This is a genomic window from Streptomyces sp. NPDC004610, from assembly GCF_040609715.1.
GTDB lineage: Bacteria > Actinomycetota > Actinomycetes > Streptomycetales > Streptomycetaceae > Streptomyces.
Genome location: NZ_JBEXLA010000006.1, coordinates 53,650 through 68,163, shown reverse-complemented (window position 1 = coordinate 68,163; position 14,514 = coordinate 53,650). Strand labels below are relative to the sequence as shown.

Below are 14,514 nucleotides of genomic sequence, written 5' to 3'. Positions count from 1 at the left end.
GAGTTTGATCAGCCAAAGGGCCGGAGAGCGATGCCGACGACGACGCCCATCAGGGTGGAGACCGAGATGGTCACCAGTGGGGACACGTGCCGTAGCAGCTTCGGGCCGCCCTCACGCGTGCGCTGCTGAGACCCGTCCGGGCTGCTCCGCCGACCGAGCGGCCCGGACGGTCCTAGTCGCCGCCGGGCCAGCGGAACCCCTCGGCTGCGGCCTTCATGTGGACACGGTTGGAGACCTGTTCCTGACGCTCCTTCGGGGTCTCAGCCCCGTTCGCCTTGGAGTCGGCGTCCCGCCGCTTCTGCGCGGCAGCGACCGTATGTTTGCTCGGATTGGACATGGATGCCTCCGTGTTGGTGTGGATGGCCCGCCTCCGCCCGGGAGTGCCAGCCGGACAGAAGCGGGAGTCAGGTGGCGGGTCGCGCGTCGTGCCTCTCGGCATGCCAGCGCGCGTACTGGCGCGACCACTCGATGCAGGCTTCGCAAGCCAGACCCGGCGCGGTAGTGCCGCCGACAGTCACGGGGCCGATGAATGCGACCGGCTTCCATTCACGACAGAGCCAGCACAGATCCCACGCCCACCACCGGGGCGCCGACATCACAGCAGTTGGGGAGCCGACCGGCGGTTCAGGTCGAGACGCGCCATACGGGCCTGGATCAGACGGTCCCGGTCGGGACGTCGAATGTTGTTCGGGTCGGCCGTCCACGGCTCCCCGGGAGCCAGTGGCCGGAGCTGGTAACCGGTGACCTCGCCCAGATCGCCCGAGGCCGTGTCCACGACGGTCTCCCCCACCAGCGGACGGTGAGGCCGGTCGGCGAGGATGCTCGGCGGGCCGACCGGTTCGAGCACCGCCCGTAGGGCCCGGTTGAGCCGAAGCACGCTCCCCACATTCAGGTGACCGACGAGGATGGGCGCCTCGGAATCGTCAACTGCCCAGTCGACGCGTGCGTACGTCGGGGAGATTCCGATGCGCCCGAGCAGTTCCATGAGCGACTCGTAAGCGTCCTGAGAGGGGTTGCGGGTCGAGTCGCTGCCGGGCCTGATCGCCGGACGGTCGTAGGTGGTCGTCGTTGCTTCCTCGCTGGGTTCGGACATGGTGGTACCTCGGTTCCAGGATTACGGATTCGCAGGTGGTGCAACACCTAGAGTGATCCCTCGGAGGTGCACCCACCAGGGGGAACCGGTTTCCAAAGCATTTGGAAATGTGAGGAGTTGAACTGATGACCGACGAGCCGTCAGAGCCGGGGAACGGGCTTGAGTGGTTCGGGAAGGAGCTGGAGGAGGCTCTCAAACACTCGGGCAAGACAGGCGTGGCCCTCGCCGAGTTCACCGGCTACAAGCCCCCGTACGTGAGCAAGGTCAAGAACGGTCAAGCCATGCCGTCGCCCGAGTTCGCCCGAGGCTGTGATCGGTTCTTCAACACCAGTGGGTACTTCACTCGGCTGTTGGCCAAGATCTCGCAGCACGGTCATCCTGAATGGTTCGTGCCCTACTTGAATCTGGAGAAGGTCGCGACCAGCATCACGGACTACAGCAACGCTTTCATCATGGGCATGTTGCAGACTCCGGAGTACGCGGAGGCGGCCTTTCGGTCAACATATCCTCGCGAGAGTGACAACAAGATCAGGTCAAGAGTGGTGGCTCGTTCGCAGCGACACAACGTAATGGACCGTACGTCGCCACCGCTCTTGTGGGTCATCCTTCATGAGTCTGTCCTACGCACGGTGGTTGGCGCCCGTGGTGTCATGCGCGAGCAGTGTGAACACCTGCTTGCCGAGGCTGTTACGCCGCACATCACTGTCCAGGTTCTCCCCTTCCGCGCTGGTGCCCCTGCCTCATCCCATCCGTTTACCCTGCTTAAGCAGGAAGACGGCAGAGTCATCCTGTACTCAGAGACCAGGGAGTTGGGGCAGGTGTCCGATTCGGTAGCGGGCGTTGCCAGTGCTCAAGCAGCCTACGAGCGCTTGCGTGCCGCTGCGCTGTCTCCCGATGACTCTTTGACCCTGATCCGACAAATCGCGAAGGACTACACCACATGAGCAACATCCCTGACCCCGGCGTTTCGCAGTGGGTCAAGAGCACGTACAGCGGCGGCGAAGGTGGTCAGTGCTTCGAGTGGTCCCCCGCTTACGCGATAGCCACTGGCATCGTCCCTGTCCGGGACTCCAAGAACCCAGAGGGCCAGCCCCTCGCCTTCTCCCCCGACACGTGGGGCCACTTCATCGAGCACGCGAAGGGCCTCACGGTCTGAGCCGGTGGCCCGGCCGTGCCGCTGGGTCCCTGGACTGCGCCCCTGAGAGCCCCGGTCTGTGCCCTTGATCGGGGCTCTCGTCGTGCCCCTGGTGGCCCACATCCCAGCCGGGCGGGTAGGCCGTCCGGACGCGCCGCAGGCCCCCTCTCACCGGGGAGAAGTGGGCCCAGGACACCGATGCCGAAGGGCATGAAGCTCCCGAAGGGCGGTACGCCCCGCACCCGCTGAGCCATCGGCGGCGCCCTACGCCAGCGTCCGGAACGACCGGTCGTAGTAGACCATCGGCGAACCCTCGCCCAGCCGTACCTCCGTCACCCGGCCGATCAGGACCATATGGTCCCCGGCCGGGTGACGTGCGTGCAGGACGCAGTCCAGTTCGGACAGGGCCCGCTCGACCGTGGGCAGCCCGCGCGGGCTGAGCCGCAGCCCGCCGCCCTCGAACTTGTCGGCGCCCTTGGTGGCGAACCGCACCGCGAGCCCCCGGTGCACCGGGGAGAGCACACTCACCGCGAAGTGGTCGCAGCGGGCGAAGGACGCCGCCGAGTCGGCGGAGTTCGCCAGACAGACCAGGATCATGGGCGGCGCCAGCGACACCGAGCAGAACGAGCTGGCGGTGAATCCTCTGGGGGAGCCGTCGGGACAGCGGGTGGTGACCACCACGACACCCGACGGGAAGCGGGCCATCGCGGCCCGGAAGTCGTCGGAGGCCACTTGGGCCTCGGCTATGCCCGGTATCTCGGCTCTGTCAACTCTGTCGGCTGCATCAGCTCTACCCGGTCGATCTCGCTGAACCTGCCGGTCCGGAACCTGTCGGTCCTGTTGGTCCGTCATGACGGCGCACCACCTGTCGGCCTCGCCGGCGATTCACTGTCCGTGACCACGGGGCGGCTAGAGGGTCACCGGCATCAGCTCGACTATGCAGCCGCGCGCGGCGGCCAGCAACCGGACCCGGTCACCGCACGGGTCCCGCGCCCCCGCCGCCCAGCGCCCAGGCGCCGTAGGCCGCGCCGGTGGTCTCGAAGGAGAGCGCCACATGGGAGGCGGCGCTGTTCAGGTCCCGCCAGAAGCGCTGCACGGGGTCGCCGAGGTCCTGTCCGGAGGTGCCGCTGGCCCGGAACACCCGGTCGACGGCGGAGACCAGCAGCTCGACGGCGAGGGCCAGGTCCCGGGGGCCCCGGACGGCGGCCTCGGCCTCCGGCGGGGTGAGCGTGCCGTCCGCGACGGCGGCGGTCCGGTGCAGCAGCAGCTCGGCGGCGTCCGTCTCGGCGGCGGAGCGGGCCAGCGCGACCTGGGTGGCGCTCTGCCCGGCGACGGCGTTGCCCCGCCGGTCGATCCGCGTCCCGGTCCGCAGGGTCCAGGCCCGGAGCGCCCCACGGGCGGCGCCGACCAGCGGCCCGGCGAAGGGCAGCGCGTTCACCGCGTACATCGGCACCAGATGGCAGCGCGCGTCGGACGCGGGCGCCCGCCCCGCATGCACATCGGCCCGCGCGAGCGTACGGTGCTCGGGCACGAAGACCTCGTCCACGACGAGGGTGTCGCTGCCGGTGCCGCGCATGCCGACCGGGTTCCAGCTGTCGATCACGGAGTACTCGTCGCGCGGTACGGCGAAGTACCGCACCGGGGGCCGCCCGCCGGGCTCGGCCGGGGCGCCCTGGCCATCGGCCGGGACGGGCGCGCAGGCCAGCGCCCAGTCGGCGCAGTGCACTCCGCTGATGTACTTCCACTCGCCGCTCAGCCGCCAGCCGCCGGTGACCCGTTCGGCGGTACCGGCCGGCATCAGCGCGGCGGCCAGCAGGGCGTCGGGCCCGTCGGCCCAGATCTCGGTCTGGCCCTTCTCGGGGAGGTAGGCGGCGTACCGTCCGGCGTACGCGGCGAGCGAGGCCGCCCAGCCGGCCGAGGTGCAGCCCTCGGCGACGACGGCGACGGCCGAGGTCAGTTCGGTGAAGGAGCCGGTCTCACCGCCGTAGGCGGCCGGGACGAAGTGCCGGGCGAAACCGGCCTCCCGTACGGCGTCCACCACCTCCGGCGAGAGCCGCCGGGCCCGCTCCGCCTCGTCCGCGCGGCGTGCCGCGGCCTCGGCGACCTGGGCCGCCTTGTGCACGATCGTCGTCGGTCCGTCGTACGACATCTGTCCACCACCTCCACGCCCGATGGGGGCAGTGTCACGGGCGGCGGGGGCGGCTCCCGGGACCCGGCCCGCGACGGGCCGTCCGGTCACCCGACCGGCGTCAGGGCAGCGGACGGTTCCGGGGTCGGGACCGGGGCCAGGGCAGGGCAGGGTCAGATACGGATCTCGACCGTGCGGGCCAGCCGGTCGTGCAGGCCGCGGCCGTCGCGGTCCCAGATCAGCGCGGGGACGGCGAGGCAGAGCAGTACGGTCCGGAGCAGGGCGCGGACGGGCCGGACCGTGCCGGTGTCGAGGGCGACGACCCGCAGGCCGAAGAGGCGCTTGCCGGGGGTGAAGCCGAGGGTGGAGACGGTGAGGGCGCCGAGCAGGAAGAAGATCAGCAGGGTCCAGTTACTGGTCGCCTGCGACTGGTAGCCGTCCGTGATGAGACTGTATGCGATCAAGAAGCACAGGGCCCAGTCCAGGAGCAGCGCGCCGAGCCGTCGTCCGGGGCGGGCGATCGAGCCGGGTCCCTGCTCGGGCAGACCGAGCTGCTTGCCCGGGTGGCCGAAGTCGGCTCCGGCTTCCTCCATGGCAGCGCGCGGGCCGGAGAGCCATGATCCGATTGCTTGCCTCTTGTCCACCCGACCACGGTACTCGGCTCCTCTTTCGGACAGGTACGCCGGGGTGCGCCGGGACTAGGCTAGGACGGAAGCGGGAGCGGGGCGGATCCGAGCAGAACAGCGCAGAACAGAGCCCGGTTAACTTCAGCGAAACAAATGGGTCACGCCCGAGAAATCACGCCTCCCTAGGGTCGAGGTCTGCGTGTGCCACCGCACTGGCCGCACGAACGATCAACCACCCCGGCGGGACGGTCGGGAGTAGGAGGAGCTGGATGTTCCAGAACGCCGACGAGGCCAAGAAGTTCATCGCGGACGAGGACGTCAAGTTCGTCGATGTCCGGTTCTGCGACCTGCCGGGCGTCATGCAGCACTTCACGGTGCCCGTCGAGGCGTTCGACGCGGACGAGGAGCTGGCGTTCGACGGCTCTTCCATCCGTGGTTTCCAGGCCATCCACGAGTCGGACATGGCCCTGCGCGCAGACCTTTCGACGGCCCGTGTGGACCCCTTCCGCCGGGACAAGACCCTCAACATCAACTTCTTCATCCACGACCCGATCACCGGCGAGCAGTACAGCCGTGACCCGCGGAACGTGGCGAAGAAGGCGGAGGCGTACCTGGCGTCGACGGGCATCGCCGACACCGCGTACTTCGGTCCGGAGGCGGAGTTCTACGTCTTCGACAGCGTGCGCTTCTCGACCTCGGCGAACGAGTCCTTCTACCACATCGACTCCGAGGCGGGCGCCTGGAACACCGGTGCGGTGGAGAACAACCGCGGGTACAAGGTCCGCTACAAGGGCGGCTACTTCCCGACCCCGCCGGTCGACCACTTCGCCGACCTGCGCGCGGAGATCTCCCTGGAGCTGGACCGCGCGGGCCTGAAGGTCGAGCGTCAGCACCACGAGGTGGGCACCGCCGGCCAGGCCGAGATCAACTACAAGTTCAACACCCTGCTGGCCGCGGCCGACGACCTCCAGCTCTTCAAGTACATCGTGAAGAACGTGGCCTGGCGCAACGGCAAGACCGCGACCTTCATGCCGAAGCCGATTTTCGGCGACAACGGCTCGGGCATGCACGTCCACCAGTCGCTGTGGACCAACGGCGACCCGCTGTTCTACGACGAGGCCGGTTACGCGGGCCTGTCGGACATCGCCCGCTACTACATCGGCGGCATCCTCAAGCACGCCCCGTCGCTGCTGGCCTTCACCAACCCGACGGTGAACTCGTACCACCGGCTGGTCCCGGGCTTCGAGGCGCCGATCAACCTGGTGTACTCGCAGCGCAACCGCTCCGCCGCGATGCGTATCCCGATCACGGGCTCGAACCCCAAGGCCAAGCGCGTCGAGTTCCGCGCCCCGGACTCCTCCGGCAACCCGTACCTGGCCTTCTCCGCCCTGCTCCTCGCGGGCCTGGACGGCATCAAGAACAAGATCGAGCCGGCCGAGCCGATCGACAAGGACCTCTACGAGCTGGCGCCCGAGGAGCACGCGAGCGTCGCCCAGGTCCCGACCTCCCTCCCGGCCGTCCTGGACTCCCTGGAGCGCGACCACGAGTTCCTGCTCGCGGGCGATGTCTTCACGTCCGACCTGATCGAGACGTGGATCGACTTCAAGCGCGCCAACGAGATCGCTCCGCTCCAGCTCCGCCCGCACCCGCACGAGTTCGAGCTGTACTTCGACGTGTGATCCGCCGGGCCGGTCCCTTCCGTCCGTACCGGTGTGACCGCCCGCTGATCAAGGCGTGATACGCCCGTGCCCCATCGCCATGACCGGCGGTGGGGCACGGGCGTATGTTCTATTCGAGGGCCCTGATCGTGGGGCCGTGGACGGGACGCGGGGGTGTGCCGGGAGATGGCCGAGCAGGGTCGGGACGAGCGGGAGCCGGGGGCGGAGTCCGAGGAGTTCGACTTTCGGTGGGCGGCCGGGGCCGAGGTCAAGGAGCCTTCGGCGCGGGCGCGGATGCTGGCCGCCCGGTGGAAGGAGAATCCGCCCGGACCCGTGCCCTTCCGGGGGGAGCCGGAGGGGGGGCGGCGACGGAGGGGGCGGATACGGCTGCGGTTGCCCGCGCGGCGGTCGCCCTGGGGGTCCGTGGTGGTGGTGATCGGGGGGCTCGTCACGGTGATCGTGCTGCTGGGGTTTCTCGGATTCCGGGCGCCATTCTGAGCACGCCCCCCGTCTGAGCACGCTCTTCTGAGAGCCCCCCGTCTGAGCGCGTCTTTCTGAGCGCGCTGACGCCCAGCTTACTGATCTCGGGTGAACGCAGGCTTTGCAGGTCCCTGGGATGATCGGGATCGTTGCATGGGGCATCCAGGTGCACACTGGAACGGTGGGGCGAGTGCCTGACCTCGGTGTAGTGCGGGGTGATGCAGAATGCAGAGTCGCTTCCGCAGTGACCGGCGGCTGACCGTCCGGATGACGGTCACGCTGTTCCTGCTGGGTTTGCTGTACGTGGCCTTCGTCGCCGCGCTGATCGTGCTGCTGAAGTCGTGGGTCCTGGTCGTGGTCGTGGTGGGCGGGCTGATGCTCGCGCAGTTCTGGTACTCGGACCGGATCGCGCTGTTCGCGATGCGGGGCCGGGTGGTGGAGCGCGAGGAGTATCCCGAGCTGCACGCCGTGGTCGACCGGCTCTGCGCGATGGCGGACATGCCCAAACCGGTGGTCGCCGTCTCCTCGCTGGACATGCCGAACGCCTTCGCGACCGGCCGCAACGCCGACAACGCGGTGGTGTGCGTGACCAGCGGGCTGCTGCGGCGGCTGGACCCGGCCGAGCTGGAGGGTGTGCTCGCGCACGAGCTGTCCCATGTGGCGCACAAGGACGTGGCGGTGATCACCATCGCCTCGTTCCTCGGGGTGATCGCCGGGCTGATGATCCGGTTCGCCTTCTACTCCCAGCTCTTCGGCGGTCGCCGGGACCAGAACACCGCGATGATCCTCGCGGCGGTCATGGGCGTCTCGCTCGCCGTGTACGCGATCAGCTTCCTGCTCATCCGCGCCCTGTCCCGGTACCGGGAGCTGGCCGCGGACCGGGCGGCGGCGCTGCTCACCGGGCGGCCCTCCGCGCTCGCCTCCGCGCTCACCAAGGTGGACGGCGATCTGGCCCGGATCCCGACCAAGGATCTGCGGACGGTCCAGGCGTTCAACGCCTTCTACTTCACCCCGGCCCTGGGCTCCCCGGACCAGCCGAGCCTGGCCCGGCTGTTCTCCACGCACCCGAGCCTGGAGCAGCGGCTGGAGCAGCTGGCCCGGATCTCCGCCGAGCTGGGTGAGCCGGCCCTGCCCGGGAACGCGAGGTGAGCATGGGGCTGCTGGACATCCTGCTGGGCCGCAGCAAGCCGGTCCAGCCCGATCTGGACCGGCTCTTCGCCCTGCCGTCGGCGGCGGTGACCCTGGAGGCCGCCGCCGGGTTCACCCCGACCGGCCAGGGCGCGGTGTGCTTCGCGACCGTCGAGGGCGGGGCGTTCGAGCAGACCCACCGGGAGGTACGGGCGCTGCTGGACGCGGACACCGAGCGCGCCGGGTCCCCGGTGGAGCTGACGCGGGACGACTTCGGCTACTCCTGGCTGGTCTCCCGCCGTACCCCGGAGGATCTGCCGCAGCTGGTCAACGATCTGCACGCGGTGAACACCTCCATGGAGGTCAACGGCTTCGGGCCGCAACTGCTCTGCTCCCTGGCCGGGTTCGACCGCCGGGAGGACGGACGGCGGCTCGCCCTCGTCTATCTCTACAAGCGTGGCACCTTCTACCCCTTCGCCCCGCTGCCGGGCGGCGCCCAGCGACGCGACAGCCCGCTCGAACTCCAGATGAAGGCGGTCCTCGCCGACGATCTCCGGGTCGAACCGGACCTCGGCCGCTGGTTCCCGCTGTGGGGAGCGCCGGGGCTCTAGGACGCGATGACCGGGCTCACGAGTGAGAGGAGGGACATGAGTGAATGGCCGTATGGCCGAACTCGCTCCGTCCCAACCCGCTCCCGATTTCTTCCACTTCTTCCACGACCTCCCCGGCAGCCCCGGCTCCCCCGGCGGTGCCGGGGAGCGTCTCGCCGTCACCCGGCTGACGGCGGTCTCGCCGTACGACGGTGAGGTCACCGGCGGCGGTGCCGCCCCGACCGCCGTTCTGCTGCACGGCGCCGGGCACGGCAGCAAGGAGCGGCTGCGGCCGTTGCTCGGGGAGTTCGCGGCGCGTGGCTGTGACGCGCTGGCGTTCGACTTCTCGGGGCACGGGGAGAGTTCGGGCGCGCTGAGGGAGCTGAGTCTGCGGCGGCGGTTCGAGCAGGCGGTCGCGGTGATCGACGCGCAGGTGCCGGAGGGCGTGCCGCTGGTCCTGGTCGGGTTCAGCATGAGCGGGCAGACGGTGGCCGATCTCGCCGGGCACTACGGCGACCGGGTCGCCGCCCTCGCCGTCTGCGCGCCCGGCATCTACGCCGCCGACGCCTGGGACCTGCCCTTCGGGGAGAGCGACGGCCCGTTCACCCGGCTGATCCGCACCCCGGACAGCTGGCGCGACTCCCCCGCCCTGGACGCCCTGCGCGCCTACGCCGGGCGGGCCGTCCTCGCGGTGCCCGGCACGGACGAGATCATCCCGCAGGCGGTCACCGACGCGGTATGGGACGCCCTGACCGCCCGCGCCCGCTGCACCCGCCTCGACTTCCCGGACGCCGACCACTTCCTCGGCGCCTGGCTCCGCGACCACGCCGACGCCCGGCGCGACCTGGTGACCGCGCTGCTCGACGCCGGGCGCGGCTGACCCGCGACCCCTCGCCTGACCTGCGTGAACCCTGCCGCCAGGGCCCATTGTCAGTGGGGTCGGTGATGATGGGGGCAGTGCGGTGGAGCAGGGGTGGAGCGGAGGCCGGTATGGGTGACGGGGCGGTGCGGCACATCGGGGCGGCCGAGCGGCGGGCCCGGCTCGCGCGGCGCCAGCGGCTGGCGCCCGAGGCGCGGGCGGGAACACCGGAGGAGATCGCGGACACCCTGGTCGCCCTGCACGGCACGGACCCGGCGACGGTCTATCTGGCGGTGGCCGCCCGGCTGAGGGACGCGGGGCGGACGGTCGCAGAGACCGAGCGCGCCCTCTACACGGACAGATCGCTGGTCCGGATGCACGGCATGCGCAGAACGGTGTTCGTGTTCCCGGCGGAGCTGACCGCCGTGGTGCACGCGTCGACGGGGATCGCGGTCGCCGCGCGGGAGCGGGCCGGTCTGCTCCAGCAGATGGCAGCGGCCGGGGCACCGGACGCGGTCTGGCTTAGGGATGTGGAGGACGCGACGCTGGCCGCGCTGGAGCGGCGCGGCCAGGCGACGGCGGTGGAGCTGACCCGGGACGAGCCCCGGCTCAAGGAGCAGTTCCTGTACGGGGCGGGGAAGAGCTACGAGGGGCTGCACACGGTGTCGACCCGGCTGCTGCGGCTGCTGGGCCAGGAGGGCAAGGTGGTCCGGGGTCGGCCGCTGGGCTCCTGGACGTCGTCGCAGTTCCGCTGGGCCCCCGCGCCACCGCACCCGGAGCTGGACATCGCCGGGGCGCAGGCGGCGCTGCTCGACCGCTGGCTGACGGCGTGCGGCCCGGCCACCGAGGCGGACCTCAAGTGGTGGACGGGCTGGAAGGTCACGGAGGTGCGGCGGGCGCTGAAGGCGATCGGCGCGCAGCGGGTCCGGCTGGACGAGGAGGCGGTGGGCTGGGTGACCGCCGCCGACCCGCTCACCGACCCCCTCGCCGACCCGCCGGACGCACTCGCCCCCTGGGCCGCCCTGCTCCCCGCCCTGGATCCGACCGCCATGGGCTGGCAGTACCGGGACTGGTTCCTCGCCCCCGGGCTGCGCCCGGCGCTGTTCGACCGGAGCGGCAATGTGGGGCCGACGGTGTGGTGGGACGGCAGAGTGGTGGGCGGCTGGGCGCAGCGCGCCGACGGCGAGATCGTCTGGCGGCTGCTGGAGCGGGACGGCATCGGCGCGGAGGCCGAGCGGGCGGTGGCGGCGCAGGCCGACCGGCTACGGGCCTGGGTGGGCGAAACGCGGATCACCCCGCGTTTCCGCACCCCGCTGGAGCGCGAGCTGACGGCCGTCTGACCGCGCCCCGTGGCGACGCCGGGCACCGCACCGCACCGCCCCTTCGCGGAGGGCACGGCACCCGGCGTCGCGGCGGGGTCAGCGGTTGTACCGCATGAACGCCCGCACCATGTGGCACGTCGTGTCCGACGGCGGGTGGACGCCGATCAGCTCCGCCGCGCTCCGGATCGTCTCGTCGCGGGCCTGGTCGGGCAGGTAGACGCCGGTGTCGAGCAGGGCGATGGCCAGGCGCATCGCCTTCAGCCGGCGGTTGTGCGTGATGTACCACTGGCGGGGCCGCCCCGCCGGAAGCGGTCGCTTGAGCACGGGCTCGTACGGCAGCTCCAGCAGGACGGGACGGGTCGCGGTGGACTGGGTCGGCAACGGCTTCGGCTTCAGTGCGGCAGCGGGCACGGCATCCTCCTGTCGCGGTGAGGGAACCGGCCGGCCGCTCTTCGGACACCGGCGATTCCCTCGAACACTTCGTCAAGTGTACCGCCCGGCACTGACATTCAGGGAGCCCGCACAGCACCGCAAAAGCCCTGGTGGGTACGGATATTGCCGTCCCTCCCCAGCCGTCTCATCCGACACACGGCAGCCGATAAGAAATCGAACAGAAGGCGCTCCCGCGTACCGTTGCCCCATGGAGATCTGGATCAATCCCGCCTGTTCGAAGTGCCGTAGTGCCGTGCGGTTGCTGGATGCCGAGGGGGCCTCGTACACGGTCCGCCGGTATCTGGAGGATGTGCCGGGCGAGGACGAGATCAGGGCGGTGCTGGACCGGCTCGGGCTGGAGCCCTGGGACATCACCCGCACCCAGGAGGCGGTGGCGAAGGAACTGGGGGTGAAGGAGTGGGCGCGGGACGCGGCGGGGCGGGAGCGGTGGATCGCGGCGCTGGCCGCCCACCCGAAGCTGATCCAGCGGCCGATCATCACCGCCGACGACGGCACCGCGCTGGTGGCGCGCAGCGAGGAGGCGGTACGGGAGGCGCTGTCCCGGGCGGAGCCGCCCCGGGGTTGAGCCTCCTCAGGATTGAGCCCCCCGGCACCGAGCCCACCCCCGTACGCCGCCCCCGCGTGGCCGAACTTCGCTGTGACGTACGTTACTTCGACGGACTCGGGTGACCACTGAGTAACCGCCTGCGGGGTCGCGTACTTAGCGGGGTACGCTCCCCGACCTCCCAGGAGGCGCGAATGTCGCGCAGGAGAACGCTCAGTCCGAAGAAGAAGATCGCGCTGCTGGTGAGCGCGGCGGCCGTGGCCGGTGGCGGGGCCTTCGCGATGGCGGCCACCTCCAACGCCGCCCAGAGCGCCGCCGACTCCGCCGTCTGCCGGGGCAAGGCCGTCGCGCTCGGCAACAACGAGCGGTTCATCGCGGATCAGCGGGCCGATCCGGACGCGCAGTCCGAGGCGCGGATCGCCAACCGGCTGGCGGTCATCGAGGAGATCAAGCGGCAGCAGGCGGCGGCCGGGTGCCAGGTCGGGGAGTCGGCTCAGGGCTCCCAGGCCGCACCACCCGCGAACCCCGCCCCGCCCGCGAACCCCGCTCCGCCCTCCAGCGCCGCTCCCCCGGCGAGCACGGCACCCCCGGCGGACAACGCCCCGCCCGCCGCCTCCGGCGAGCAGGTCTGCAACGGCTCGACGGTGACCCTCTCCGGCGAGGGCGGCGCCCCGGCCGCCTCCAGCAACCAGTTCCCGGCGGGCACCCTGCTGAAGGTGACCAACCTGGACAACAACAAGTCCACGACGGTCGAGGTCACCTCGGTCTCCGGGAGCTGTGTCCTGCTGAACAACGCCGCTTTCGAAGAGGTCCGCGAGCCCGGCAAGTTCCTCATCCGTCGGGCGGTGATCGAGAAGGTGGGGTAGTGGGGTAAGGGCTCACCCGGCGGCCTCCCTCCCCCCGGCCGTCTCCTCGGCGGCCTACCCGGCCGTCTCCCCAGCGGCTTCCCCCGCCGCTTCCCCGGCGGTCTCCCCGGCCGCTCCCCCGGCGGATCCCCCCGCGGGACCGCCGGGGAACCCGTTCAGGAACCCGCCGATCCGCCGCCCCAGCCCAGGCGGAGCCGCATGCGGCAGCGCATGGTGCGAGACCCCCGGAAGCACCACCGTCTCGACCCGCGCCAGCGTCTCCCCCGCCCGCGCCGCCGCCTTCGCGGCGTCATGGGTCCTGCTGTTCCCGGCCAGGAGCAGCAGGACCGGCAGGTCCAGCGCGCGCAGCGCACCGGCCGCCGGACGGGGCCCGGTCACCGGCCTCGCGGCGGGGAAACCGGCGGCGGCCTCCTGGAGGGCGAGCCAGTCGGGGTCGAGCGCCGCTCCCCCGGTCTCCCACTCCAGGAAGGCCCGCACCCGGCGCGGCGCGGGCCGCAGCAGCATCGGCAGCGCGTGCAGCAGATACGCGGGCCGGAACCCGGCGAAGCACCGCGTCGGGTCCAGCAGGAACAGCCGGTCGACGCGCGCGGGCGCGTGCAGCGCGTAGTGCAGGGCGATCCAGCCACCGTAGGAGTGCCCGCCGAGGGCCACCGGGCCGGTGACGCCCAGTCCGTCGAGCAGGGCGTCCAGCCAGGCCGACAGATCGGCGACGCTACGGACCGCACGCATGGGGTGGCCGCTGCGGCCGGGGTCGCCGATCAGGTCGGCCGCGTGGACGCGGTGGGTGCGGGCCAGTTCGGCGGCCTGCGCGAACCAGGAGACGGAGGTCGCGCCGCCGCCCGGCAGCAGCAGTACCGGCGGACCGTCCCGGGGGCCGCAGCGGTGGACATACGTCGTACCGAAGTCCGTCTCGACCTCGGCCGACTCGCGGTCGGCGGGCCACTTGGCCAGGACCGTGTCGTAGGCGCGCAGAAAGCGGTCCCGGTCGTATGCGTTCCCCGCCCGCGCCGCCCTGCCTCTTCCGCCGCCGTCGCCGTCGCTCCTCATCGCAGCCCCCTACCATGCAATTATCTCACTCACCAACAATCTCGCTGAACGAGATAATAGGACTCGATGGAATCCGAACCGTCCGGGATGGAGATCGTCCATCTGCTGCGGGCCGTGACCGTCGAGCTGGGGCTGCACAGTGCCCGGTTCGCGAGCCGCAACGGTATGCATCCGACCGACGTCCGGGCGCTGATCGCGCTGATGGACGCCCGGCGCGCGGACGAGGAGCTGACCGCCGGGAAACTGGGCGCCGCGCTCGGGCTGAACTCCGCCGGGACGACCGCGCTGGTGGACCGGCTGGAGCGGGCCGGGCACGTACGGCGCGAGCGCGGTGCGCGGGACCGGCGCCAGGTGGTCGTACAGGTCGACGAGAGCGCGGTGGAACTGGGCCGGGCCTACTTCGGGCCGTTGATCGGGCGCACGGTGGCGCTGCTCGACGGCTACGACGAACGGGAGCTGGCGGCCATCCGCGGCTTCCTGACCGGCGTCCGGGAGGCCGCCGCGGAGCCGGAGATCGAACGGCCATCCGGGTAACACGGGGTTCACATTGGGGCAATGATCGGGAAATCGCCTGTTGACAGGCTG

Annotated in this window: 18 protein-coding genes; 11 read left to right on the top strand and 7 right to left on the bottom strand. The window is 71.1% G+C overall.

Features of this window, described 5'->3' with window-relative positions; all coding sequences use genetic code 11:
- Nucleotides 1-172: 172 nt before the first annotated feature.
- Together ABZX40_RS08340 and ABZX40_RS08335 are read right to left on the bottom strand one after the other, a co-directional pair.
- Nucleotides 173-337, bottom strand: a complete 165-nt coding sequence (locus ABZX40_RS08340) for a hypothetical protein (protein ID WP_355747845.1) — start codon at nt 335-337, stop codon at nt 173-175.
- A gap of 258 nt (nt 338-595) precedes the next feature.
- Nucleotides 596-1,093: a hypothetical protein gene (locus tag ABZX40_RS08335; RefSeq protein WP_355747842.1), complete on the bottom strand. Its 498-nt coding sequence runs from the start codon at nt 1,091-1,093 to the stop codon at nt 596-598.
- A 125-nt stretch (nt 1,094-1,218) separates the two neighbouring features.
- On the opposite strand from ABZX40_RS08335, the gene ABZX40_RS08330 reads away from it, so the two are divergent.
- Together ABZX40_RS08330 and ABZX40_RS08325 are read left to right on the top strand one after the other, a co-directional pair.
- Nucleotides 1,219-2,037, top strand: a complete 819-nt coding sequence (locus ABZX40_RS08330; RefSeq protein ID WP_355747839.1) for a helix-turn-helix transcriptional regulator — start codon at nt 1,219-1,221, stop codon at nt 2,035-2,037.
- Nucleotides 2,034-2,249, top strand: a complete 216-nt coding sequence (locus ABZX40_RS08325) for a DUF397 domain-containing protein (RefSeq protein WP_355747836.1) — start codon at nt 2,034-2,036, stop codon at nt 2,247-2,249. Before ABZX40_RS08330 ends, ABZX40_RS08325 begins: the two co-directional genes overlap by 4 nt.
- Before the next feature lie 243 nt (nt 2,250-2,492).
- Here the strand turns inward: ABZX40_RS08325 and ABZX40_RS08320 are convergent, their stop codons facing one another.
- The 3 genes from ABZX40_RS08320 to ABZX40_RS08310 all read right to left on the bottom strand — a co-directional run bounded on the left by ABZX40_RS08320 (nt 2,493) and on the right by ABZX40_RS08310 (nt 5,000).
- Nucleotides 2,493-2,933, bottom strand: a complete 441-nt coding sequence (locus ABZX40_RS08320; RefSeq protein WP_355747887.1) for a flavin reductase family protein — start codon at nt 2,931-2,933, stop codon at nt 2,493-2,495.
- Between the two features lie 268 nt (nt 2,934-3,201).
- Complete coding sequence (locus ABZX40_RS08315; protein WP_355747833.1) at nt 3,202-4,377, bottom strand: acyl-CoA dehydrogenase family protein; 1,176 nt, start codon at nt 4,375-4,377, stop codon at nt 3,202-3,204.
- A 152-nt stretch (nt 4,378-4,529) separates the two neighbouring features.
- Nucleotides 4,530-5,000 carry an RDD family protein gene (locus ABZX40_RS08310; protein WP_355747830.1) on the bottom strand — a complete coding sequence of 157 codons (471 nt, stop codon included), beginning with the start codon at nt 4,998-5,000 and terminating at the stop codon, nt 4,530-4,532.
- Nucleotides 5,001-5,251: 251 nt separating this feature from the next.
- Here ABZX40_RS08310 and glnA point away from each other — a divergent pair, with 251 nt between their 5' ends.
- From glnA to ABZX40_RS08280, 6 genes are all read left to right on the top strand, one after another.
- Nucleotides 5,252-6,661 carry a type I glutamate--ammonia ligase gene (gene glnA, locus ABZX40_RS08305; protein ID WP_355747827.1) on the top strand — a complete coding sequence of 470 codons (1,410 nt, stop codon included), beginning with the start codon at nt 5,252-5,254 and terminating at the stop codon, nt 6,659-6,661.
- Nucleotides 6,662-6,826: 165 nt separating this feature from the next.
- Nucleotides 6,827-7,138 carry a hypothetical protein gene (locus tag ABZX40_RS08300; protein ID WP_355747824.1) on the top strand — a complete coding sequence of 104 codons (312 nt, stop codon included), beginning with the start codon at nt 6,827-6,829 and terminating at the stop codon, nt 7,136-7,138.
- Nucleotides 7,139-7,345: 207 nt separating this feature from the next.
- The gene (gene htpX / locus ABZX40_RS08295; RefSeq protein WP_355747822.1) at nt 7,346-8,269 is read left to right on the top strand and encodes a zinc metalloprotease HtpX; all 924 of its coding nucleotides are present in this window, start codon (nt 7,346-7,348) and stop codon (nt 8,267-8,269) included.
- A gap of 2 nt (nt 8,270-8,271) precedes the next feature.
- Complete coding sequence (locus tag ABZX40_RS08290; protein WP_355747884.1) at nt 8,272-8,859, top strand: hypothetical protein; 588 nt, start codon at nt 8,272-8,274, stop codon at nt 8,857-8,859.
- A 52-nt stretch (nt 8,860-8,911) separates the two neighbouring features.
- A complete protein-coding gene (locus ABZX40_RS08285; RefSeq protein WP_355747819.1) occupies nt 8,912-9,718 on the top strand; it encodes an alpha/beta fold hydrolase in 807 nt (268 codons plus the stop codon).
- Between the two features lie 110 nt (nt 9,719-9,828).
- Nucleotides 9,829-11,037: a winged helix DNA-binding domain-containing protein gene (locus tag ABZX40_RS08280; protein WP_355747816.1), complete on the top strand. Its 1,209-nt coding sequence runs from the start codon at nt 9,829-9,831 to the stop codon at nt 11,035-11,037.
- A 78-nt stretch (nt 11,038-11,115) separates the two neighbouring features.
- Here the strand turns inward: ABZX40_RS08280 and ABZX40_RS08275 are convergent, their stop codons facing one another.
- A complete protein-coding gene (locus ABZX40_RS08275) occupies nt 11,116-11,430 on the bottom strand; it encodes a hypothetical protein (protein ID WP_355747813.1) in 315 nt (104 codons plus the stop codon).
- 229 nt (nt 11,431-11,659) lie between these two features.
- Between ABZX40_RS08275 and ABZX40_RS08270 the strand changes: the two genes are divergently transcribed.
- Together ABZX40_RS08270 and ABZX40_RS08265 are read left to right on the top strand one after the other, a co-directional pair.
- Complete coding sequence (locus ABZX40_RS08270; protein ID WP_355747810.1) at nt 11,660-12,037, top strand: ArsC/Spx/MgsR family protein; 378 nt, start codon at nt 11,660-11,662, stop codon at nt 12,035-12,037.
- A gap of 173 nt (nt 12,038-12,210) precedes the next feature.
- Nucleotides 12,211-12,882, top strand: coding sequence for a hypothetical protein (locus ABZX40_RS08265; RefSeq protein ID WP_355747807.1), 672 nt, complete (start codon nt 12,211-12,213; stop codon nt 12,880-12,882).
- 54 nt (nt 12,883-12,936) lie between these two features.
- Here the strand turns inward: ABZX40_RS08265 and ABZX40_RS08260 are convergent, their stop codons facing one another.
- Nucleotides 12,937-13,929 carry an alpha/beta hydrolase family protein gene (locus tag ABZX40_RS08260; protein ID WP_355747804.1) on the bottom strand — a complete coding sequence of 331 codons (993 nt, stop codon included), beginning with the start codon at nt 13,927-13,929 and terminating at the stop codon, nt 12,937-12,939.
- A 66-nt stretch (nt 13,930-13,995) separates the two neighbouring features.
- Between ABZX40_RS08260 and ABZX40_RS08255 the strand changes: the two genes are divergently transcribed.
- Entirely contained in the window at nt 13,996-14,463 is a 468-nt protein-coding gene (locus tag ABZX40_RS08255) for a helix-turn-helix domain-containing protein (RefSeq protein WP_355747801.1), read from the top strand.
- Nucleotides 14,464-14,514 lie beyond the last annotated feature (51 nt).